General features: G+C 60.8%; 12 protein-coding genes. 10 read left to right on the top strand and 2 right to left on the bottom strand.

Going from position 1 to position 23,308, the window contains the following annotated elements; all coding sequences use genetic code 11:
• The first annotated feature begins 1,208 nt into the window (after window positions 1-1,208).
• Window positions 1,209-1,877 carry a hypothetical protein gene (locus HNQ64_RS23650; RefSeq protein WP_184213329.1) on the top strand — a complete coding sequence of 223 codons (669 nt, stop codon included), beginning with the start codon at window positions 1,209-1,211 and terminating at the stop codon, window positions 1,875-1,877.
• Between the two features lie 748 nt (window positions 1,878-2,625).
• On the opposite strand, the gene HNQ64_RS23645 is transcribed toward HNQ64_RS23650, so the two are convergent.
• Window positions 2,626-4,164: a hypothetical protein gene (locus HNQ64_RS23645; protein WP_184213327.1), complete on the bottom strand. Its 1,539-nt coding sequence runs from the start codon at window positions 4,162-4,164 to the stop codon at window positions 2,626-2,628.
• 906 nt (window positions 4,165-5,070) lie between these two features.
• A complete protein-coding gene (locus tag HNQ64_RS23640; protein ID WP_184213325.1) occupies window positions 5,071-5,592 on the bottom strand; it encodes a hypothetical protein in 522 nt (173 codons plus the stop codon).
• A gap of 869 nt (window positions 5,593-6,461) precedes the next feature.
• On the opposite strand from HNQ64_RS23640, the gene HNQ64_RS23635 reads away from it, so the two are divergent.
• From HNQ64_RS23635 to HNQ64_RS23595, 9 genes are all read left to right on the top strand, one after another.
• On the top strand, window positions 6,462-7,394 hold the full coding sequence (locus HNQ64_RS23635) for a phage capsid protein (protein WP_184213323.1): 933 nt from the start codon (window positions 6,462-6,464) through the stop codon (window positions 7,392-7,394).
• Window positions 7,395-7,441: 47 nt separating this feature from the next.
• Window positions 7,442-7,876 (top strand): hypothetical protein, encoded by a 435-nt coding sequence (locus tag HNQ64_RS23630; protein ID WP_184213321.1) that lies wholly within the window; start codon window positions 7,442-7,444, stop codon window positions 7,874-7,876.
• An 824-nt stretch (window positions 7,877-8,700) separates the two neighbouring features.
• Window positions 8,701-9,318, top strand: coding sequence for a hypothetical protein (locus tag HNQ64_RS23625; RefSeq protein ID WP_184213319.1), 618 nt, complete (start codon window positions 8,701-8,703; stop codon window positions 9,316-9,318).
• A complete protein-coding gene (locus HNQ64_RS23620; RefSeq protein WP_184213317.1) occupies window positions 9,315-12,071 on the top strand; it encodes a hypothetical protein in 2,757 nt (918 codons plus the stop codon). Before HNQ64_RS23625 ends, HNQ64_RS23620 begins: the two co-directional genes overlap by 4 nt.
• Window positions 12,072-12,201: 130 nt before the next feature.
• On the top strand, window positions 12,202-13,053 hold the full coding sequence (locus tag HNQ64_RS23615) for a hypothetical protein (RefSeq protein WP_184213315.1): 852 nt from the start codon (window positions 12,202-12,204) through the stop codon (window positions 13,051-13,053).
• A 52-nt stretch (window positions 13,054-13,105) separates the two neighbouring features.
• A complete protein-coding gene (locus HNQ64_RS23610) occupies window positions 13,106-13,813 on the top strand; it encodes a hypothetical protein (protein WP_184213313.1) in 708 nt (235 codons plus the stop codon).
• A gap of 109 nt (window positions 13,814-13,922) precedes the next feature.
• Window positions 13,923-15,707, top strand: coding sequence for a hypothetical protein (locus tag HNQ64_RS23605; RefSeq protein WP_184213311.1), 1,785 nt, complete (start codon window positions 13,923-13,925; stop codon window positions 15,705-15,707).
• A 2-nt stretch (window positions 15,708-15,709) separates the two neighbouring features.
• A complete protein-coding gene (locus tag HNQ64_RS23600) occupies window positions 15,710-20,176 on the top strand; it encodes a hypothetical protein (RefSeq protein WP_184213309.1) in 4,467 nt (1,488 codons plus the stop codon).
• Between the two features lie 491 nt (window positions 20,177-20,667).
• Window positions 20,668-23,043, top strand: coding sequence for a putative polyvalent protein kinase domain-containing protein (locus HNQ64_RS23595; RefSeq protein ID WP_184213307.1), 2,376 nt, complete (start codon window positions 20,668-20,670; stop codon window positions 23,041-23,043).
• The last annotated feature ends 265 nt before the right edge of the window (window positions 23,044-23,308 follow it).

The raw sequence follows: 23,308 nt of genomic DNA, 5'->3' as shown, positions 1-23,308 counted from the left end.
TGGCGGTGGTTGGCGGTGGTTGGCGGTGGTTGGCGGTGGTTGGCGGTGGTTGGCGGTGGTTGGCGGTGGTTGGCGGTGGTTGGCGGTGGTTGGCGTGGTTGGCGTGGTTGGCGTGGTTGGCGTGGTTGAGCGGTGGTTGGGAGGGTGTGGGGTGCCGTTTTTTTACAGGATTAACAAGATGACGGGATTGACGGGATTGACGGGATTGACGGGATTGACGGGATTGACGGGATTGACGGGATTGACGGGATTGACGGGATTAACAGGAGGGGGAGTTGGGGTGGGGATTGGGGGGTGTGCATGGTCGTCCTGTCTCGCACGCGGGACGGTCTGGGGGGGTGGCCTAACGGGATGTGTGGGGATGTTTCAGCGAGCGGGGGGGGGGCGCGCGCGGCTCCTGGGCACGGCGGGTGTGGGCGTGTTTTTGGTTAGGCTGGGGACTGGGGGGCTCGCTGGTGCCTGGCTCCACCCCTGGCTATGGGCTTTCGCCCTTCCTGGGAGAGGGGGAGGGGGGCTTTGTGGGAGCTGAGGATGGAGGGGGCGAATGAGGGGCGGTTTGGTGCCCCGGGGCGCGGTTTATCGCAGGCGGCCCCAGGGGTGGCCACGGGGCAGCGGGCTGCGGTGGGGGCTGGTGGGCGGTGCGCTGTCTGACATGGGTTTATGTTCGCGTGAACATCACTCTTTGACCAGTGTTTGGCGGTATTACTGGAGGGTTTTTTTGACCGTTGACTTTGGTCGGGTGGCGCAGTTTGGCGGGCTCGCGGGAAGGGGTGGGAAAGGGGGGAACGGGGACCGGGGAAAACACACGCGGATCGAGGGTTCGAAGCGTGGATTTTTGGGGATGGGGGGGCCTCTTAGCGAATGGCGGCGGGTATGGAATCCGGGCGCGCTGGGAGGGCTAGGCGAATAGGATATTCGCGCTCCGTCTGCGGGCCTTCGGCGTGGTAGGAGTGGAGGGGGTGGATGTGGGGGCCGGGGTGGGCTTCTCGCGCCCCTCCAGGGCGCGGCGGGTGTGGACGCGCTTTTGGTTAGGCGGGTGTCCGGGGGTTCTCGCTCGCCAAGCCTCGCTACACCCCCGGCTACTTTCCGTCGCCCCTCTGGGGCGGGGGGGTGGACTTGCCTGGGGTAGCTAGGATTTCTGAAAAAACGGATTATCCGGCGGAGATAGTAACAAAGAGACCTATTGACAACGAGTGTAGTTATTTTAAATGCGCCACATTCTGCTCTTGCTGCTGTTCCTGATTTTGAGTCCGATATCCCATGGTTCGGACACTGATGAGATTCATGAAGACTCTTTACTAAAATTTGATTCTGATTGGAAGATGGTCAAAGTCCTTTTTCTTGGAGAGAGCCCCAGCAGTTGGATGGAGTTGAAAGAGTTAGCACCAGATCATGCCCATCGGATTTCCAGATTTTGGATCAGGAAAGCAGACATTGGTACCATTCAATATCGGAAGCTTATCTTAGAGATGATGGCAGAGGAGATAAAGCGCACTAAGCCCGAGAATAAAGACAAAATGATGGTGAGGTATCAGGGCTGTATGCCAGAAGCAGTGCGTTGCTATTACTATGACCATGCATCTGAAATTGATAAGATGATTCAGGTGTCGTTAGAAATGGTTAATGCGGCCGCTTCTGAACCAGAAATCAAGACTATCAGTGAGCATGAAAACCCTGACTTACATGTTTTTGAGAAGAATCCAGAATCCTCACCTGCCGATTTGCCCAAGCCAAGCAATGATACCTTGAAGAAGGACGAGCCAAAAATGGAAAATCAGCCGAAATCTGAAGAAGTGGAAAAGCGTCTTGAAGAGCTTCGCCGTAAGCGTGACGAATATTTTAGAAACTTAAAGGAATCGTCGAATCCCGAGCCGTGAAAAAGGGGTGTGGACGCGTTTTTGGTTAGGCGGGTGTCCGGGGGTTCTCGCTCGCCGAGCCTCGCTTCACCCCCGGCTAATGGCTTTCGCCCTTCCAGGGCGCGGGGGAGGTAGGGCGCATTGTCCCAATGCGCAGCGGGGTGGGTGCGGGGGCGGACGGCATCACTCGGAGAGTGATGAGTACTGTACGGGGAGTGGGCGGACGGAGGCCGAGGGTTCAAGGTGTGACGGCGTCCCGCCGTCAGGTTTGGGGCGGGTGCAAGAGGGCGGACGAGGCGTGAGATGGGAGTTCCGCGAGGACGCAGAACTCGGCACGCAAGATGCGTGCGCTCCAGGGCGGACGGGGCGTTCTTGAGCGGACGGCATCACTCGGAGAGTGATGGGTGCTGTACGGGGAGCGGGCGGGCGGAGGCCGATGGGTTCAAGGAGTGACGGCGTCCCGCCGTCAGGTTTGGGGCGGGTGCACGGGGGCGTTAGAACGGAGTTCCGCGAGGACGCAGAACTCAGCACGCGGGACGCGGGACGCGTGCGCTCCATGGCGGACGGGGCTTGGCTGGGGCGGGCGGCATCACTCGGAGAGTGATGAATACTGTACAGCGGACGGAGGCTTTGCGCGTGCCTGCAGGGCGCAGTGGAGTTGACGCGCTTTTGGTTAGGCTTGGCATCGGGAGGCTCGTGGGTATCCCAGTTTTGGCTTCTGCTTTGTGGTTTCTTTTTTCTGCTTTCCTCTTGTGTATTTCCCTCTTCGCTAGCCCACGCTCATGATGGCTTTGCGCTTCAGTGAGGGGCGATGGGTAGGCCGGGAGGTGGGGGCTTCGGCGGTGGGGCTGGGGGGGAGGGGGCCTAGTTTGATGAGGCCGGCGCGGGCGGCTTCGGCCAGGGTGCGCAGGGCGTCGCAGGGGTGCATGGACCAGTCGTGCACGGGGGCGTCACTGACGATGCCGGAGGTGGTTTCCTCACGGGTGTGGTGGGCCTCGAGAGCTTCGATCCCGGGGCGCGTGCGGGGTTCTAAAAAGATGAGGCTGGGGAAGAGGCCGAGGAGGGCATTGATGCCGATCCAGACATCGCGCGTGGCGGGGACGATGGCGATGCGGCCGAGGCCGGCGGTGCGGGCTTCGCCTGCGAAGGTGCGGCCGCTGCGCTCGGTCTGGGCGGCGTCATGGGGAAAGAAGTGGGTGCCGTAGGCGTAGCCGCGGGCGAGGAGGCGGGCGACGCGGGCGGTGATGGTCTCTCCCACGATGCCCACATCGTAGTCAATGAGGTGGATCTCCCGCCCGACCACCTGCCACATCCAGCAGGGGGCATTTTGCGGGGCGCCGAGGTCCCAACTGGTGTGCACGGGGACATCGGCCAGGGGCAGGCGGGGGACCACGCGGCCCTCGGCCCGGGCGCGGTCCACGGCGGCGGCGTAGATGGCGCCCTGGACGGGGGCGCTGAAGGCTTCTTCGAGGGTGGAGGGGTATTCGCGTTTCATGAAGATGCCCTGTTCTTTGGCGGTGACGACGTACCATCTTTTTTGTTCGCGGGTGAAGGTGCGGCCCAGGCGGTCTCCCAGGGTGGTGAAGTAGTCTTCTTGGTCGGTGCCTACGGGGCCGCCGTCGAGGCGTATGCACTGGGGATCGCCATGCCAGGGGAAGAAGAGTACTTCGCCGACGGCCTCGGGGTCGCCCTCGAGGAGGGGTTTGACGAGGTCCCAGAGGTCGCCGCCTTTGCCGCCCATCCAGGTGGTCTCGACGACACGCCGCCCGCGCCGGGCCCCGGGGAGGGCGCCGGTGCGGATCTCGGCACTGCGGCGGGGGTCCTGATGGGCGATGGGGCCCCATTCGGAAACCCACAGCCAGGAGCAGTCGCCGCCGCGCCCGGACATGCCGGCGAGGAGTTTGGACCGGGATTCCTCCTCCAGGCCGATCATTTTGGGATCGAGGATGGTGGGGCTGTCTTTGTGCTTTACCTCGAGGCGTTCGAGGATTTCGCGCGGTTGGCTGAGGTAGGCAAAGCGGAGGATGTCCACCATCTTTTCCCCGGCGAGCTCACGCGATCTTTCGATGAGGCGACCGGTGGCGCCGCAGTTCCAGGTGATGTGGTCCACCATGCCGATGCCGATGCCGGTGGAGAGGCCGAGGCGGCGTGCTTTGACGATGTAAAGGGGGACCTCGGGGCGGGTGAGGAGGCGGTGGAGCACGGCGTGCTGCTCGGTCCGGAGGCGAAAGGGGACGGACTCGCCGCTGCCTTCACGCTTGCAGGCGTAGAGGTGCTGGAGCCGCCAAAAGGGATCTGCGAGGTTCATGGGTGGGGGAGGTTGCGCTTCGCGCGTTGAGCAGGGGTTGGCAGTGGTTGGCAGTGGTTGGCTGTGGTTGGCTGTGGTTGGCTGTGGTTGGCTGTGGTTGGCTGTGGTTGGCTGTGGTTGGCTGTGGTTGGCTGTGGTTGGCTGTGGTTGGCGTGGTTGGCTGTGGTTGGCTGTGGTTGGGGTTCCGTGTATTGTAGTCACGTCCTGCACGCGGGACGGTCTGGGAGGACAAACCCGGGTGGGGCGGAAGACGCGGGAGGGGGTGGAATCATGATTGGTTAGGCGAGGGGTGAGGCGTTTTTTACAGGATTAACAAGATGACAGGATTCACAGGAGGGGAGTTTTTGGGGGTGCGTGGGTTGACATGGGGGCGAGGGTGGATTTGCTTCGCCCTGGAGGGGCGATGGAAGGTAGCCGGGGGTGGAGCGAGGCTTGGCGAGCGGGAACCCCCGGGTTGGCGAATAACTAACGATGTGGCAAAAAAGGGTGCGCCCTGGAGGGGCGCGAGAAGGGGGCTCGGATCTCGCGTGTTCCTTTCTTTGGTTGACGCCACGCAGGCTGCGGGAGGGAGCGCGAGTTTCTAACTCGCCTGACTTTTCTGATGTGGGCGGAGGTTTGAACAGGGGTGTGCGCTTTAGACCTATCCACCTTCCCAGACCACCTGCTGGCGCAGGCAGGTACGCCCCGTGGAGCGGGTGCAATATTCATCGCACTCCGAGGGATGCGGTCGGCGACTTGCTCTTTCCTCATGCTTCGGTGGGGTTTTCGCATTGCCTTTCGCTCTAGACCTAACCTCTTCCCAGACCACCTGCTGGCGCAGGCAGCTACGCGGGCCACCTGCTGGTGCGGGTGGCTACATGCTTTTGCACCGCGTCCTGGGCCCCGGTCCTGGGGACGCGCTTTTGGTTAGGCGGCCTCGGCTTCTTCCTCGTCGCTGGCTGGTGTGGGGCTCGCGGGCGTGGAGCTTTCGGCGGCGTTTTCTTTCCCCACCTGGTGCATGAGGCGGGTGAGGGCATCCACGGCCTCGCCGGTGGGCGGTTCCTCGCGGAAGTCGCCCGCCAGCTTCGCATCCAGCTCCAGGGCGCGGAGTTTGCAGGGCAGTTTCACGGTGACGCCCTTGGCATCCTCCTTGTATTCCTGGGCCAGGGGCGACTCGGCCGTGACCTCGCCCACGGGGGTGCGCAGCACTGCGGCCAGGAAGCGGCGCTTTTCCACCAGCGTCAGCACCGCGCTGCCGGCCAGGCCCGCCGCCACCTCGCGCAGCCGGGCGATCTCGGCCTGGATGGCGGCCCGTTTCAGGGCGCGCGAGGCGGCGGTGGAGGCCGCCCCCGCCCCCGAGCAGTCTGGATACGCCGCCCGCCACGCCGCCACTCCCGTGAGGCCAGAGACGATGCCCTCACAAAACTTCATCTGAGATCCCGTTAGCATAAAATGAAAAGAAAGCACAAGGTTCTAGTTCCGATACTAACAAATAATGCGCCAATGTCACGCGATTTGTTGAGGGGCGGGTGATGGGGGGGCTCCTTTCTCGCGCCCCTCCAGGGCGCGGCGGGTGGTGATGCGTTTTTAGTTAGGTGGGTTCCGGGGGGGCGCTCGTGCCTCACTGCACCCCCGGCTATTTTTCTTTCGTCCCTCCGGGGCGGGGGAAGGGGGGGCGAGGCCGTAGCTGCCTGCGCCAGCAGGTGGGGGGAGAGGGGGGAGTGTTCGAGAACGACCGGAGGCGGAGGGGTTCAAGGTGTGACGGCGTCCCGCCGTCAGGTTTGGGGGTGATTCAGGGGGGCGGACGGGGGCGCTAGATGGGAGTTCCGCGAGGACGCGAAACTCTGCACGCAGGATGCGTGCGCTCCATGGCGGACGGGGGCGCTAGATGGGAGTTCCGCGAGGACGCAGAACTCAGCACGCAGGATGCGTGCGCTCCATGGCGGACGGGGCTTGGCTGGGGCGGACGGCATCACTCGGAGAGTGATGAGTACTGTACTGCAAGGGGGCGGACGGGGGCGCTAGATGGGAGTTCCGCGAGGACGCAGAACTCTGCACGCAAGATGCGTGCGCTCCATGGCGCTGCGCGCCGAACACTGAACACGGAACACTGACTTCTTTATTTTTTCTTGTTGACGGTTCTAGTTCCGAGTGGGATGATGGGGGCGTCGAGTGGTCTGTGGCGCTTTGAGGATTCGTTTATCCTTTTGGTTATCCCGGCGGACTGATGAGACAGCCGGAGGCGATGCCCGCGTTTTGCGACAACCGGAGCCGATGGGAAGTGATCTTCCATCTTTTTACATCTCTCTCTTTTTTTTATGAGTCCTTCAGAGCTTCAAGCTTATCAAACTCAGTTCGCTACGGACTGGTATCACCTGGCCCAACAAAAGGGCTGTCTTTTCGGCCCGTATGTCATGCGGGAATCTTTTTCGGGCGAGTCGGAGCGCTTTCAGCGCATCGGTTCTCAAGAGTTCACCAAGCGCACGGGCCGCCGTGAGAAAACGAAGATCAAGGAGGCGCCGCTGTCCTTCCGCCACATCACGAATGATGACTATACGCTGGCGAATGTGATGGACAAGATCGACAAACGCAAGATGGGGGCGGCGGGAACGGGCCTGTCCCAGGCGTATGTGGAGTCTCACGCAAATGGGTATAACCGTTTGTGTGATCGCGTGATCCTCACGGCGGCGCTGGGCGCGGCCTATGAGGGGGAGAAGCTGGCGGGTTCTGCGACGGTGAATCTGGGCAGTGCGAACATTGTGGAGGAAAACTATGGGCTGGGCAGTGCTGTGGCGGGGCTGACGTATCGAAAGATCGTGCGGGCGCTGGTGCTGCTGCAGCAGAACAGTCATCTTTCCCCGGATGCACGGAAGGTGGTGCTGGCGTGCACGCCGCATGATCTGGAAAGTGTGTATGACTCGGTAGCGCCGGAGGAGACGAATCTGCGCTCGCGTGTGCTGGATGTGATCGAGGATCGCTCCGACATGCTGGGTGGGTTTAAGATCCAGAAGACGACGCTGTTTGATGGCACGCTGCCGGGCAGTACGCCGACGACGGACCCGAAGATCCGCCGCGTGGTGGCCTGGATGTATGGCGGGGTGCGCTTCAATGAGGGCGGGCGGGATTCGCGCATGGATGAGCTGACGGACCAGAACTATGACCTGCAGGTCTATTCCTCCGGCTACCTGGGGGCGACCCGCATGGAGGAGGCGCTGGTGGTGGGCATTGACTGTGCGTTGCCGAACGCCTAACCAAGGATGCTTCTGTTTTTTTATCAACTTTTTTTTAACGAACGACTATGTCTGCTTTGACTGATTCTTTGACTTACCAGGCCCAGATTTCGGTGCCTGCACGGCTGCCGGAGGGCTTTGGCCTGAACCGTGAGGTGCGTCGCTTTACGGAGACGTACACGCTGGCGGCGACGCCTGCGAATGGTGATACGATCAACCTGGTGCGCCTGCCTGCGGGTGGGAACCTGAAGCTGGTGCCGCACCTGAGCCGTGTGGCTCATTTTGGCGCGGCTTCGGCTGTTTCGATTTCGCTGGTGGATTCAGCGGATGTGACGCTGGTGGGGGCCGTGGATGCCCACACGGCGAATGGGATCGCCTTTGCCTCTGAGGACCTCGAGGTGGCGGTGCCTGCGGATGGGGTGATCCGCGCGAAGATCACGGCCCATACCGGCCTGGCTGCGGGGCAGACCCTGCGGTTTTTCCTGGCCTTTGTGCAGGAGTGAGGTCGGTGGCCGTCTGGGGCAAACGTGGGGCACTTCTTCGCCCTTCCCAGGTCCTGCGTTTGCCCCTTTCCCCTCGGGGGAGAAAGATGGAAATTTGGAAAGCTGAAATTGGAAAGCTGAAATGGCTGGAGCGCGGGATTCATTCCGCTGTGGTTCGTCGCGGATGTGATGCGGGCTGCCCTCTGATGACTTCCCCTGTCTCTGTGGGAGGCGGTGTGGCAGGCCGGATGGCGGTGGTGATGAGCGGCTGCGGAATGAATCCCGCGCTTCGGGGAGAAGGGGGTGTGAGATGGGGTGGACGGGGGGTTCTCGCGCCCCTCCAGGGCGCGGCGGATTTGATGCGCTTTTAGTTAGGTGGGTATCCGGGGGTTCTCGGTGCTGCGCACCTTCACCCCCGGCTAATGGCTTTCGCCCTTCCAGGGCGCGGGGAAGGGGAAGGTAGGTAGGGCGGCCAAGGTAGGGCGCATTGTCCCCATGCGCAGCGGGGTGGGTGCAATGGGGCGGGCGGGGGCGTGAGATGGGAGTTCCGCGAGGACGCAGAACTCAGCACGCGGGACGCGTGCGCTCCATGGCGGACGAGCCTGGCTGGGGCGGACGTTGAGGGCTGGAGTGCCCACGGTCCTCTCGGGGTGGGTGCAAAGGCCGGGCGTGGCGCTAGATGGGAGTTCCGCGAGGACGCAGAACTCAGCACGCGGGACGCGTGCGCTCCATGGCGGACGGGGCTTGGCTGGGGCGGACGGCATCACTCGGAGAGTGATGAATACTGTACGGGGAGGTGGCGGACGGAATTTGAGATGGATTAACAAACGATACTTTTCTGACTTATGACTCCTGTGGATATTTGCAATGGGGCGCTGCTCCGGTTGGGGGAGGCGCGGATCATGGCGCTGGGGGATGCGAACACACCGGCACGGAAGTGTGCGGTGCTTTTTGCGCCCACGCGGGATCAGGTGCTGAGGGCGCATCGGTGGAATTTTGCGCGGGCGCGGGCGGTGCTTTCGGCGCTGGCGCAGGCCCCGGCGTTTGGTTGGGCGCGGCAGTTTAGCTTGCCTACGGATTGCCTGCGGGTGCTGTCGCTGAATGGCGATACGGAGGAGGAGGGCGCGGAGTATGAGATCGAAGGCGGGAAGCTGCTGACGGATGAGCTGGCGGCGGAGGTGCGGTATGTGGCGCGGATCGAGGACACGGAGAAATTTGACCCGCTGTTCTGCGAGGCGCTGACGGTGCTGCTGGCCAGCAAACTGGCGGTGGCGCTGACGGGCAGTGCGGGAAAGGCGCAGGAGCTGCGCACGGAGTATGAGCGGCTGACGCGGCCGCTGGCGGTGCGGGTGGATGCGGGCGAAACGAAACCGCGCAAGAGCTACATGGACGGGGTGATCCACGCCTCACGCACGCTGGGCGCACGCCTGGCGGGCAGCAACCTCCCACGCACGGAAGCATGAGCGCGCACGTCCTGATCAACTCGTTCAATTCGGGCGAATTTTCTCCGTTGCTGGAGGCCCGCACGGATGTGCAAAAGCACCGCAGCGGCTGCCGGAAGATGCAGAACTTCATCCCGCGCACCTTTGGCGGGGCGCATTCGCGGCCAGGGCTGGTGTATCGCGGCCTAACGAAAAGTGCGGAGGTGGCGGATGTGACACGCCTGATTGATTTCCAGTTCAGTGAGAGCACCAGCCTCATCGTGGAGATGGGCGGGGGCTATGTGCGTTTTTGGAAACAGGGGGACCTGGTGCATAAGTCGCCCGGGACCACGCCGGCGTGGGAGCTGCGGTCTGACTGGGTGGCCAGTGCGTATGTGGCGGGGGCGAAGGTGCGCTACGACAGCAAGGTGTGGACGGCCCGCACGGTGACGACGGTGGCGGCCCCGGTGGAGGGGGCGATGTGGACGAGCAAGGCGCATGACCACCTGCCGGGCGACTACGTGATGCGGGCGGGGGTGATGTATTACTGCCTCGCGCCCCACATTGCCGTGTCCGATACGGAGCCGGGGGCCGGGGCGCTGTGGGCTAGCCACTGGCTGGCGCAGACGGTGTATGAAAGGCCCTCGCCCTACACGACGGCGCAGCTTTTTGAGGTGCAGTTTTGTCAGGTGAATGATGTGATGTACCTGGTGCATCCGGATGTGCCTCCGCAGAAGCTTTCCCGCCTGGCGGACGATGCCTGGACGCTGCTGCCGGTGGACTACACGTGGCCGGTTTTTTACGATGAGAATGTGACGGAGACGAAGCTGTCCGTGGATGCGACCTCTGGCAAGGACAAGACGCTGACGGCGACGACTGATACTTTTGTTCCTGGGCATGTGGGGTCACCTTTTCTGATCGCGCATCGGCGTGAGGTGGCCACCATTGATCTGCGGCTTTATAAATCGGGCTACAACACGAGCTGGATCCTGGGCAAGGCCTACACCGAGGGGGATAAGGTGCATAACAAGGGTGGGTACTATTATTGTTATTCAAATCACACCGCGACGGTGGCGCTGGAGCCGGGCGATGGTGCGAGCTGGGCCTCGCGCTGGCACTCGCAGGGCATTGATCCTTTGCAGGTCTCGGGCACGATGCGGGTGATCGGGGAGTGGCAGCTCTTCACGTATGAGAACTGGGCGGGCACGCTGTACCTGGAACGCTCGACCGATGATGGGGCGACGTGGGAGGTCATCCGCACCTACATTGGTAACAATGATCGCAACGTGAACCCCACGGGCACGCAGGATGAGGAGGCGCTGTTTCGCCTGCGCTTTGTGGACTCCATCATTGATGATGCGACGACGCCGGATGGCCGTGCCACATTGGAGGCCAGCGAGCCTAAGACGCAGGGCTATGTGATGGTGAAGCAGTACCTTTCCCCCACGCAGGTGAAGGTGGATGTAATCAAGCCACTGCACAGCACGCAGCCCACCACCACGTGGCGTGAGGCGGCCTGGAGTGATGCGCGCGGCTGGCCACGGACGGTGACGTTTTTTGAGCAGCGCATTTTGTATGGCGGCAGCCGGGCGCATCCGCGCAATCTGTGGGGCAGCACCATCGGGGACTTTGACCACTTTCGTTATGCCACGCTGGATGATGCGGCGTTTAGCTACCTGCTGAGTGGGAAGCCGAATGTGATCCAGTGGCTGGTGGCGCAGAGTGCGCTGATGGTGGGCACGCTGGGGGATGAGGCGGTGGCCTCTGGCGCTGCGGCGCAGACCACCATCACACCCACGGGGGTGAACATCCGCCCGCAGTCAAACTTTGGCAGTGCCTACCTGCCCGCGCTGCTGAGCAATGACGTGGTGCTGTTTGTCGAGGGGGACCGGCGCACTGTGAGGGAGTTTGTGTACTCGTTTGAAAAGGATGGCTTTGTGGCGCAGCGGATGACGCTGCTGGCAGAGCACATCACGCGTGGGGGCATCGTGCAGATGGCGCTGGCGCAAAAGCCCGAGGCCATCGTGTGGGCGGTGACGGGAGATGGGCGGCTCATCGGCATGACGTATGAGCGCGGGCAGGAGGTGGTGGCCTGGCACCAGCACCCGACGGATGGGTTTGTGGAGTCCGTGGCCGTCGTCAGTGGCCAGGCCCCAGCGGCGGATGAGGTGTGGATCTGCGTGCGGCGGCAGACCAGCGCGGGCACGCAGCGCTACCTAGAGCGCATGGACCCCGAGCACTGGAATAAGGTGGAGGCAGAGCTGCAGCCCTACCTCATCTGCTGCGACTCCGCTCGCGCCCAAGAGTATGAAACGCCCGTCACCACCGTCACGGGCCTGAGCCACCTGAATGGGCGTGAGGTGTGCGTGCTGGTGGATGGCGCGGTGCATCCCATGCGGACGGTGGCGGGGGGCAGCATCACGCTGCAAACGCCGGGCACGGTGGTGGTGGTGGGCCTGCCCTTCACCGCGCTGCTGGAGCCCAATGAGATGGAGCTGCCCCTGCCGGATGGCAGCCTGCGTGGTCGCCGTTTGAGGATCAACCGCGCGGTGCTGCAACTGTGGAAATCCCTGGGCTGCGAGGTGCGCCACGGGCCGGACACACCGTGGGAGACGCTGTATTTTCGCGATACCTCCATGCCCATGGATACCGCCGTCCCGCTCTTCACCGGGACAAAGGAGATCTACCTGGAAGGCCGCCACCAGGAAAGCATGCGGCTGCAGGTGCGCCAAACCGACCCGCTGCCCCTGAACGTGCTGGCCCTCACCGCGAAACTGGATGTCTATGGCGACTGATGACCTAACAAGAAAGGTGGAAAGTGGTGCAGGCACTCTTGCCTGCAACGTTCGCCCCGAAACGCCTTCGTTCGCTGGATTGGGAGCGAGCGAGGTCCGAGATGGGGAAGGATGGGTCGCTGCGCTCCCGATGGATTTAGACGCGGGCAAGAGTGCCCACGCTCCTCTCGGCGTCGTTGGTGATGCGGAGGTGGCTTTGGCGAAGGATCCTGAGGGGAGCGCGGATTGCCTGGCGGCTGCCTTCGGAGCTCCTGTCCGCAACGTCCGCCCCAGTGAGGCCTCGTTCGCTGGATTGGTAGCGAGCGAGGTCCGAGATGAGGAAGACAGGGTCGCTGCGCTCCCGATGGATTTAGAGGCGGGCAAGGTGCGAAGCCGCGAAGCGAATGCCCACGGTCCTCTCGCCTCCCTTGACCACGGCTTGCCCCCCTCCCTTGACCACGCCTTGACCCCCACCCTTGACCACGCCTTGACCCCCACCCTTGACCACGACTTGACCCCCTCCCTTGACCACGGCTTGACAGCCTCTCTTGACAACCCCTTGACACCTCACCCCCTCACCTGCCGCACGGTCTTGACGGAGGAGCGTGAGGGGCGGGCCTGGGTGGTGGCGGAGGAGGCGGCCCTCTTCGCCACCTGGCGCGCCGCGCATGGCATGCCAGACATCCCCGTGGCCCTGCTGCCGCGCCTGGGCGTGGTGGCGCTGGTGGACGGGGTGGAGACGGCGGCGGGCTGGCTGTACATGGACAATTCCGTGGGCGTGGGCTTCGTCGAGTGGCTGGTCACGCGCCCCGGCCTGTCCCTGGCCCAGTCGCGGGCGGCCCTGGCCGCGGTGCTGGCCACCTTAAAGGCGGAGGCCGCAGGGCATGGATACAGCTTATTGTTAGGCCACTGCATCGCCCCCCTGGCGCGGGTGGCCATCCAGTCCCTGGGCTGGCAGGACATGGGCAGCACGGCGCGCTGCATCGGCACGCGCACGGCCTGAAAAGGGGGCCGTTTCACCACCCCTTGCTTTCACTTTTTTCCCCTCTCACATCATGACCGTACTAGCCATTGGTTCACTCCTCGTCGGCGCCATCGGCGCAGGGTTGCAGTATTACTCCAGCAACCAGCAGGCGGCAGCGCAGCAGCGCATCGCCAACCTGAATTTCCAGGCCCAGATGCAGGCCTCCAGCCAGCAACTGGAGATCTCCAAACTCCAGCATGACACGAACCAAAAGCTCTTTGAGCAGCAGGCCGCGCAGCAGGAAAACAATGCCCAGGCCATGCGCCTGCAGGCGGACTCTGCCGACCGCGCCGCGCGTGAAAATGCCGGCCGCAGCCGCGATGACTTCGAGCGCATGAAGGCCGCGCAGCGCGCCCGCCTGGCGAAGAGTGGCGTGGCGGAGGCGGGCACGCCGCTGGATGTCTTTGCCGAGACTGCCGGGGCCATGGAGCTGGCCGTCTCCACCGCCCTGTTTCAGTCCAACACGGAAAGCGCCAAGACGCGCTTCATGGCGGATGTGGAGTCCAGCAATGCCTCGCTGACGGAGTTCGCCGGGGTGCTGCAAGGCTTCCAGGACCAGAGCGCCATCGCCGCTGCGCGCAACAGCATGGTGGGCGCGAACATCAATCGCCTCGTGGGCCTCAACAGCGCCCGCCAGACGCGCATCGCCGGGGCCGCCACGCTCTTTGGCAATCTCCAGAACCAGGGCCAAAGCGGTTACAACTTCTACCAGCAGGGCGCCTTTTCCGGCCTGCCCTAAAGGCCCGCTGCCAGGCCTCTTGATCACCCTCTTGACCACCTCTTGACAAAGTCCCGACCGGCCTCCGCCCACCCCCCCTTGACAAACGTCCCCACTCACCTCCCCACCCATGCCCCTCATCCCCCTTTTTAACGATGGTCAGCAGGTCCCCCAGGCGCAGATCGGCCCCGCCCCGCAGGGCCAGCGCCAGCGCGTGATCATGGATCTGAATGCCGCCACGGCGAACTTCGCCACCCCCCTCCTGCCCATGGAGCTGGCCGACCGCAGCGGTTACGACCGGCTCGGCCAGGCCTTTGGCAATGCCTCTGATCTCCTCGGCGGCCTGGCCCTGAAAAAGGCCGAGGCCGTGAACATCCGCCGCGTGGGCGAAGGGCAGGCGCAGATGCAGCAGCAACTGGCCGAGTTCGACGCGTGGAAGCAAAAGAACCCCGATGAAACCACCTGGGAGGGCGAGTGGGCCAGCCGCCTGGAAACGATGCGGGAAAGCGTGTTCGGGGAAAATCTCTCCCCCGCCGCGCGTGAGACGCTGCAGACCAGCTACCAGCAGTTTGCCGCACAGTCAAAGATCGGCCTAACCACCGAGGTGACGAAAGTCAGCTTCCGCAAAGCTGCCGAGACCCAGCTCGGCCTGGCCGCCACCGCCTTTGAACGGGGCGACCCCGCCACCGCCGATGCCCACCTGAAAAAAGCCGCTGATGCCGGCTACCTCTCCCGCGAAGACGCCCGCCGCTCCAGCGCCGCCGGCCATGCCCAGGTGAAGATGCGCTCTTTGGAAAATCTGGGCACTGAGGTGAATGGGGCCATGGAGGTGAATAATCTGGACAAGGCCAAGCAACTCGTCACGGCAAACCCCTACCTGAGTGAGCAGGAAAAAGGCACCCAGATCACCAGCCTCACGCATCGTTTTGAGCTGAAGCAGACGCACGATCAACTCTACGCCCTAGCCACAGATCAGCCCCACCTCGCCCCCGCGCAGTTGCGGGCCAGCCTGGACCAAAAAAAGCTCTCCGGCCCCGACTACGCGAACCTCACCCAATTCGCCGAACGCCGCCTGCAGGAAAAACGCGCAGAGTCTGTGCAGACGCTCCGGACACTCATTGACCAGCGCGATCCCGCCTATGCAAAGGGCCTGAAAGACAATCCCTTCCTCCGGGAAAAAGATCGTGAAGACCTGCAGAGGTATGCCTGGGAGCCCCTGAGCACGGACCCTGTGCAGGCCTCCCAGATCTACACCCTAGCCGCCAGTCTGGAGCAGCGCGAAGGCTCACCGGAGTACACCTTGATCAAAGAACAGGTCCTCATGTCCCTCTCCGGAGAGATGAAGGAAAAGGCCCTGGCCAAGCTGAATGCAGGCAGCCAAAAGCCCCAGCCCCCCGCTATCGCCCGGACGGTCCAGAACATCTACCAGCAGTCACACCAGGATCTGGCCAATGGCCACTATGGCGCGCTGCATGGCCCTCTCGCCTCCATTCGAACCGAGCTGCCGCCGAAGATCCGCATGGAAGTGGATGCCATCAAAAGCAGCCTCAATATCGGGCTAGAAGATCGCCTGACCAAAGAGCCTGACCTGGTGAAAACACAGGAGTTAGACGCACGCCGCCTCTGGTGGGAAAATCAGCCTAACAAAGGATACAACTTTAAATCCTTTATGGTGGATGACCTCGCTGCGCAGCACCGCGCCGCATCGCAAAAGCAGAAAGTGATTGCCGAGTTTGAAGATTGGTTAGGCGCCCATCCAAAAGCCAGCCTTCAGGAGGTCAATGCCACCTACGTCAACCTCGCCGTGAAATACAAATCCCACAGCGATGGCGAAGCCGCCAGCACAGAGATCCGCCGCATCGATGAAGGAATCTTAAAGACCCGGAAAATCATCCAACAGCACGCCTCCCACTAACCATGCCTTCCTCCTTGCTCCTCGAACAGGATGCCATCACCATCCGCGATGAATATGACCTCCTCACTGAGGAGGAAAAGCCCTCTGCCGCTGCCTGGCTACGGGACTACACCGCCCAGCAGGAAAAGTCCGGGCAGCCCCTTTTTCCTCTGGAGCAGGCTGCGCAGCGCGAGCGCTCTCAGCAGATTGAAAAGCTCTACAAAAACCTGGAGGCCGTGCCTTCCCCCATCTCAGTCGGAGAGCCTGCTGAGGCGAACCGCGCGCGAGCCCTGTATGCGAATGTCCAGCTTTTGCAGACGCTCTACCCCGATTATAAGCCTGAGCAGCATGACTTCTACAAAGCCGACTACGCGCTGAGACAATTCGGCAGTGCCGAGATGGATGAGCACCGCTTTTACACCCAGGTGCAAGGCCAGTTCGAGAAGCAGGAAAGGACCGACCAAGCCATGAAGGCCGCCAACAATGCGGCCTTTCGCAGTGCCGCGCAGAATCAAAATCTCCTGAAAGCCTTTGGCGAATGGCAGACCGCGACTCCGGACGCTCCGGACGAGGCCAAGCAGACTTTTTTCAATACCTTCAATGCCACGGAAAAGAAGTTGGCTCCACATAGGGAGCTAATGGTGGGCGTTATGGATGCCATGGAGCGCACCATGACGGGCAAGGCCGTGGACAGTGATGATGCCTTTCTGCAAGGTGCGAAAGAACTCCTCCTAGACGTGCCAGATGGGGATCTGCCCCTGGTTCTTGCGACCATGCGGCTGGATGCGGAAAAACGGGGTTTGATCCAGTCAGAAAAAAAGGGCACTGGTTACAAGCACGGTGCCTGGCAGATGCTAAAAGGCCTGCAGCTAGTGGCCCCTTTCGGAACTGTGGTTGAAAACCCAGAGGGGGAGCTGTTTTGGCAGCAGATGGGGGAATCCATTTTCCGCTTTGGCAGGGGCGCGCTCAAGGATCGCGAAAGAATGGAAAAACGCATCGAAAACGTCACTGAGAAAGGTCAGATCAAGTTCAGTGGAGACGCCATCCGCACCGTGGAAGATGCACGCAAATACGTGGACGAATTCATGATGGAAGAGTTTACCTCAGAGTCCATGTCTTCGATGGATAACCCTGGAGGGGCGCTGGTGATGCGGTCCCTTTTAGACAAGCGGAAAACCATCACTCTGGATGCAGCAGCCACACAGCTCATTCAAGAGGCCAAGGCCAGGCAGATGAAAGGTGTGAGGATCGAGTTTGAAATGGACAATCTCGGCGACATTGCTGACCCCGTTCCCAACGTGTTTGCCTCCACCTTAGGGACCAGCGGCACGGCCCTGGCCCTCACCGTGGCCACCCGCGGCATGGCGCTGCCTCTGCTGGCCGTGGGTTACAAAAATCTGGAGTATTCAGAACTAAGTCTGAAATACCCGGGAATGTCCCGCGAGGACAAGTCTCAGATCGCCTGGCTCTCTGGTGGTCTTCAGGCCCTGGGGGACGGCATCGGCGGTGGGGCGCTGACTAAGCTGCCCGCGCTGAAAAAGCTGATCACCCAACCGCTGACCAACGCACTCATCGCCCGTGCGGTGGGTCGTGTGGGCCTAACATACGGTGTGGAAAATCTGGTGGAGGGGGGACAAGATATCGCCACTCCGGCGCTCATGCTGGCGCTGAAGTCGGACGTGCCTGGGTATGACTGGGATCATGAGCTGAAGAACTTCTGGGCAGGTCGGGCAGATGTAGCCATGGGCATGATCCCCCTCACCTTGTTAGGCGTGGGCGGCAGCACCCTTCGGGACATTCATGGGGTGCAGGAGATGCTCTCTCAGAATGAATTGCTGGCCCGCGCGGGCACCATCGAGGCTGACCGCATGATCATCGTGGACCTGGCACAAAAAGGCGACGTGAACGGAGCCCGTGTCGCTCTCCAGGAGGCGTGGGCCCGCCGAGATCCCGCCGTGGCCGCTGAATACCAGGCCACCATGACAGAGCAGCAAGGGCGGGCGCAAAAGGCCTTTGAAGAAGCCACCCACCTGGGCCTTCTGCCCACCGTCCGTAAAAAGGATGAAACCTACATCGTCACCGATGCGGCGGGAAATCAGGCCCAGTTCACCTCCGCCCAGGAGGCCTGGCAGGCCGCAGCGGAATCCATGACGCCGGAGCAACACCGTCTCGTGAATGACCTACTGCAGCAGCGCGCAGGAAACGGTGTTACCTCAGAGAACCGCCTGCAGTTCAGTCAAAGTGAAGGGACTCAGGGACAGCCCGCTGCCCAGCCACCCCGCACCCCAGGGCAGGCCATGCAGGCTTTGGCTGAAAATGAAAATCGCTTCCGTCGTGGCCCGGCTAGCGAGAGCAAGGAATTGGTCGGCATTGTTCAAGAATATGAACTGGCTCAGGAAGTGGACTTTGTGGATGAAACTTTCTCCATCCAAGACCCGCACGCCTCCAAGGTGGAACAAATCCATCTGAAAAATGGCGGCAATGCTTACCTTTTCCATGCCAAAGATGGCACTGTCTGGATGGACCGGACAGAGATGCGAGTCTCCGAAAATGACCCTGTCCAAGGAGGTGACTTGGTCACTCAAGCTTTCATGACTTATGCGCATAACAATGGATTGCGTGTGCGGCCTGATCCTTTGTCTGTTTCAGACATTGCCCAGCAGAGAGATCTCAGTCACATGCTGTCTTCCGCCCTGCGTCATCGCACAACCGGGCATCTGATGCCCAACGGCATCAATCTTAAAACGGGCGAGGCCTTTGAAAACATGCCCGGCTGGCGGGAGGGGGATTCTCGCGAAGCTTTTGATCACAATGTCGATCTACTGGCCAGAGCGGAATACGAGGCGGTCAGGTCCGCGATGCAAACCCATGGCCAGACCCGCCTGGAAGACTTGCGCTGGGATCCGCAAGATGATACTGTCATAAATGTTGTTACCGGGCGCAGGTTATCCGAAAGAGATTTTAAATCTATCGTATCAGGACTGGACTCCGGAAATAGCGGAGTTGGTGCGACGACACTTTCTCGGGCCCTTGTTGCACGACAAGCGCTTCAATCAAATGGATCTGGAAAGCCTGATCTGGAGCGTACGGAGTCTGCGGACATTCAGTCCTCAGGAGGAACAGTTGATGAATCTGGCGACAAGTTATTCACGCTACTCCAAAACAAAAAACTCTTCTACAGCCAGCCCGACGGCAGCGGAGCCACTCTCGGCACCACCCTTGGAAGCTCCGAACAGTTAGGCCAAACCCTTGCCGAGACGGCCCGGTTTCTAAATCAGAAACAGCCCGGCCTGGTCAATGAGCACACGCATCTCTTCACCACGGTGGAGGCGCTGCTAGCCTCTGACTACGCCCGCCAGTATCCCTTCACCGAGTCTCAGATCGCCGATATCCAAGGTGCCGAAGGTTTCTATGACCGACGCACCGGGGCCAGCATCATCCTCGCCAGCAACATCCAACTCCAGGCCGGTGAAAGTGACCAGGCCGCAGTGACCCGCGTGATCCTGCATGAGCGGGTGGGAGAGGGCGGTATCCATCGTTTGTTAGGCGTGAATCCCGCGCAGGCTCAGCGTTTCCAGGTGCTCGCCCAGCGCATCCCTGAGGGGGAGCTCAGTGCCATCCTGGAGGAAGAAGGTTACGCCCACCTCCGTGACCATCCCCAAGACCTCGCCATCGAATGGTTCGCCCGGCGGGCGCAAGCGCGGCCAGACCTTCTGCAAAAGCGCGGCCTCCTGCAGGATCTCTGGCACCTGCTGCGGGAGACTGTGGCCGACTGGCAGACCCGCCTCGGCCTCAGTTCCAATCGCGGTCGCAGCTTCGATGCCCAGGTCGAGTCCCTCATCCAGCGGGCGCGTGACCAGGCCATCAAAGGCCGCCCTCTGGCCGCAGGTGAAAGCGGGCAGGATGCCGACGGTTTTGAAAAACCTCGCCTCGCCTTCAGCCTCCCCATCCGGCAGGACAAACCCACCTCCTGGGCTGCCGTGAAACCCGGCCACCGCTGGATGAGCGCGAAAGGTTTTATTCCGAAACTCTCTGACAAGCGACCCATTTTTGACGCCATGAAACGCGGCTCATTCCAAGAGAAGGTGAGTCACATTGCAAATTGGCTAAGTTCTATGCCAAAAGTAAAAGATCCTTGGGGCGGAACGATTACCCTGGCCAATCCACAAGGCCCAGGTGGGTTCCCCACAAAACTGGAAAACCGTGCGGCTCATATGTTAGGAGAGAAACGCGATAAAAAAGTGGAAAAACGAACAGAAGATCCTGTTAAAGTTCAATGGATCGGTGCAGTTCAGCAGACAATCGAACAGGCTCAAGTCCGGGTACGGCAGGGACATGAAACACTCTATTTCCGCAGCTATGCCGAAGGTGTGCACATGGTGGTGGTAGAAGAGGGAATTGTGAAAGACCAATTTGGTGTTGTCTCTCAGTATCGGCCCAACATGGCCAGGCATAACTTCGATGGGGCAGTTGTTGAAAAGGTACGCTGACAATAAAAAACCTGGCAAAGCATTGCTTTGCCAGGTTTGTCCCCGCCTTGCTCCTTAAAGGAGTCCCTATCTGTAGGGATTCGGAAGCAGCCCCAGACTCAAACAGCACAGACACCTCATCTGGGAGCGCATTGTCATTCTAACCAAAGATCAGTTCATGTCAAGTCGGTCTAGAGACGACTGATGGGCATCATCTGCGGATGGCGTGGTGAAAGATCATCATGCTCTCATATCACAGTATGCTCCGGACATGTCCCATTATCGATTTGGTGACAATGCTGTCGTGGAAAAGGCGCGATGAACTTGATTAAACAATAACTCCCGACTTCAAAAGAAGTCGGGAGTTATGTTCATGCATCGACAAAAGCCGTGCATAATTTCACTCGGCCCTGCCCCTTAAAGGGGTCCCTATCTGCGGGGATTCCGAGGCAGCCCCAGACTCAAACAGCACAGACACCTCATCTGGGAGCGCATTATTATTCTAACCAAAGATGGGTTCATGTCAAGTCGGTCTGGAGCGGTCCGGCCCCATCAGCCCCGGCAGCGCCCTGGCCAATCTCCATGCCCAGGCCACCCTCGAGGCCTATGCCAAGCTAGCGCGCCTCTGGGCCACCGGCACACGCCAGGGCGGTGTGGGCGCAGCTACTCAACAGGATGCGCGTGAACAACGCCGCCGTCTCAAGGCCAGCGGTGCCCCGCTGACGCAACTGCTGCAAGAGACGATGGACTTCTTCCGCGAGGTGCTCAAACAAACCTCTAGGCTGATGAAGGCGAAACGCGCCGGGAAATTAGGCGACCTGGAAGGCTTCCTCAATGAATCCCTCGGCCTCACCGAAGAAGCCGCCCATGTGGCGGGGGTGGAGCAGGAGGTTCAACGAATGAATGTGGATATGGCCACATTCAGTCTAGGATCAAAAATTTCTGAATCAAAGGCAGTTGGCCTTGTTAGGCTGTGGCAAGCTGTAGCCAACGTCGGTGAGGTGTTTCAATACGGTAAAACAAAATCGCCTCTTCACACTGACATTGAAAAGGCAGTAGAAACCCCCAAGCAGCCACTTTCCATGAGCTTCTACGGAGGCCAGTCACAACTTCGTGTGACAGGAAAAAATGGTCATCTGGATGTGATGGCGGCAAACACCGATCATCCCTATATAAATTCGATAGATGCGGATTCGGCGGGAGATTCTGGAGGAGGAGGCTCTCAACTTTATCAGGCCGCGTTGGATTGGATTCATAATAACGGCAAACAAATTCGTGATGACCCTCAAGGCTTATCGGAGATCAACGCTGTGCGGCGCACCTCAAACTTCTTTGCCAGTGCCTTACGGTGGGGAACGACCAAACATCTTAAACCTCATGCGCATCAAGAGGTTCAGTGGAGTAATACCTCAGATGTCAAAAATATCGCATCCCTCGCTGCCAAGGAAATGGACAACGCTTTCAAAGCGATTGAACAGGCGAGAAAATGGAGATACGATTTCACCAATGAGCGATTCATTAACGAATCAGGAAAAGAACTCAACGAAGACAACTTCCGAGAAGCCGTCATGGTGGGCGATCCCGCCACATCTGGAATCGGCTTATCAACGCTACAAAGAGCAGTGCTCACAGCATCCGCGTTTGAAGCACATGAGCGAGGAGTATTGGAGAGCATCATTCATGCGGGGATTGACTCAGGCAGAGTTGACTGGCCTCTCAGAGGCGTAACGTATTCCCTCAGCCTCAGCGATCGCTTGGAGGCCCTCTCGGCGGCCTTAGGAGAGCAGGCGCAGACGCAGCCTGAGCAGCAGTCCGCGCTGCTCCAGCGTGCGCGTGAGCACCTGGCCACGGCACACGCCACCTGGGCTGCACAGCCCACATCCACCAGCGCCCAGCAGCAGGCCCTGCGCAGCCTGGATGCCCTGCTCACCGTGCTGCCGCCCGAGGCCCGTGCCCAGCTAGGCGGCTTCCTCCAACTCAGCAGCCTGAGCACCGCCGCCGCCCGCCATACCGAGATTGAAAAGCGCTTCACCCAGCTCACCGATTACCTCGCCCAGCCACGCGCTACGCAGGCAGGGGATGCAAGCCCTAGCGATCCACTCAGCCTGGGGACAGTGATCGAGAAAGATCCGACTTTACCAGGACTACTCCCATCCAGCGGATCAGCTCCATCTTTGATTCGACCTCGTTCTAAATCTGAATACCATTCATCCAAGCTTCAACTTCCTTACATGCATGAAACCGATTCAAGTGAAAGTAGCCACCCCCGAAGAGATGCGCAGGCTGCGCTACGAGAGCTCACTGCGCGCGCAGAAAATGACGCAGGAAGAAATGCACGCGCAGATGCGGGCGAACGGATCCGTGCCGAGTCCGAATCCTTGGTATCGTGGGCCCGAGACGGAGGATGGCTCGTCCACGGAGAGCGATTCCAAGAGTTAAGGAAGAACCTCAAGAGCTTGGAAGGCGGAGCCGAACATCATGTTCATGCTCACCCGTTGACAGGCCGTGTGATCAAGACCACGAAGGCACCGAATTTTGGTGCTCGAGGCAACTTGGTGGACTACCTACACAACATCGCTTGGTCTAACGAATTATTTCAAGATGACATTGTCTTTGAAGGCGTGGTCGAAGGTCCAGACGGCCCCTCTGTGATCATCTCGCAGCCTTTCATCCAAGGGACCTCCCCGACAGAGCCGCAGATCATCGCTTGGATGGAGGCGCAGGGATATATCAAGGATGGCTATAACAAGTGGCGTCATCCTGATACAGGCGCAGTCATTGCCGATACTCATCCAGGCAACTTCATTCTAGATGCCGAGGGCTATCTCGTCCCCATTGATCTTCAAGTGCTCAACCCAGGGAAATCCCCCCGCCCACCCTCATCGTGAAGTTCAGTTATCAGTTTCATTGATACCAGGGCAGCAACTGACTCTAAGGCGGAAGCAAAACTTGTTAGGCTTCGGCAAGGCCTGAATTTCAAAGGAGTCCCGCCCAGGGCCCCCGCTACCTGCTGGACCAGCGCCTCGCCGCCATCGCCCAGGGTCAGGCCGATGAAGTGACCACGCGGGAAACCCTCATCGAGCTGGCCGTGCGAGACACCCTGCAGCGGGACCGCAGCGGCCAGCCCACCGGCCACGCCGCAGGCAGCCTCAC

Source organism: Prosthecobacter dejongeii, assembly GCF_014203045.1.
Classification (GTDB): Bacteria; Verrucomicrobiota; Verrucomicrobiia; order Verrucomicrobiales; family Verrucomicrobiaceae; genus Prosthecobacter; species Prosthecobacter dejongeii.
This window is presented reverse-complemented; position numbering and strand designations above follow the sequence as displayed.

What these genes read in the sequence shown, in the direction of transcription:
- HNQ64_RS23620 (WP_184213317.1), top strand. Translation starts at nt 9,315, where the DNA reads ATGAGCGCGCACGTCCTGATCAACTCGTTCAATTCGGGCGAATTTTCT.
- HNQ64_RS23605 (WP_184213311.1), top strand. Translation starts at nt 13,923, where the DNA reads ATGCCCCTCATCCCCCTTTTTAACGATGGTCAGCAGGTCCCCCAGGCG.
- HNQ64_RS23650 (WP_184213329.1), top strand. Translation starts at nt 1,209, where the DNA reads ATGCGCCACATTCTGCTCTTGCTGCTGTTCCTGATTTTGAGTCCGATA.
- HNQ64_RS23595 (WP_184213307.1), top strand. Translation starts at nt 20,668, where the DNA reads ATGGGTTCATGTCAAGTCGGTCTGGAGCGGTCCGGCCCCATCAGCCCC.
- HNQ64_RS23630 (WP_184213321.1), top strand. Translation starts at nt 7,442, where the DNA reads ATGTCTGCTTTGACTGATTCTTTGACTTACCAGGCCCAGATTTCGGTG.
- HNQ64_RS23610 (WP_184213313.1), top strand. Translation starts at nt 13,106, where the DNA reads ATGACCGTACTAGCCATTGGTTCACTCCTCGTCGGCGCCATCGGCGCA.
- HNQ64_RS23625 (WP_184213319.1), top strand. Translation starts at nt 8,701, where the DNA reads ATGACTCCTGTGGATATTTGCAATGGGGCGCTGCTCCGGTTGGGGGAG.
- HNQ64_RS23645 (WP_184213327.1), bottom strand. Translation starts at nt 4,164, where the DNA reads ATGAACCTCGCAGATCCCTTTTGGCGGCTCCAGCACCTCTACGCCTGC.
- HNQ64_RS23640 (WP_184213325.1), bottom strand. Translation starts at nt 5,592, where the DNA reads ATGCTAACGGGATCTCAGATGAAGTTTTGTGAGGGCATCGTCTCTGGC.
- HNQ64_RS23635 (WP_184213323.1), top strand. Translation starts at nt 6,462, where the DNA reads ATGAGTCCTTCAGAGCTTCAAGCTTATCAAACTCAGTTCGCTACGGAC.
- HNQ64_RS23615 (WP_184213315.1), top strand. Translation starts at nt 12,202, where the DNA reads ATGGATTTAGACGCGGGCAAGAGTGCCCACGCTCCTCTCGGCGTCGTT.
- HNQ64_RS23600 (WP_184213309.1), top strand. Translation starts at nt 15,710, where the DNA reads ATGCCTTCCTCCTTGCTCCTCGAACAGGATGCCATCACCATCCGCGAT.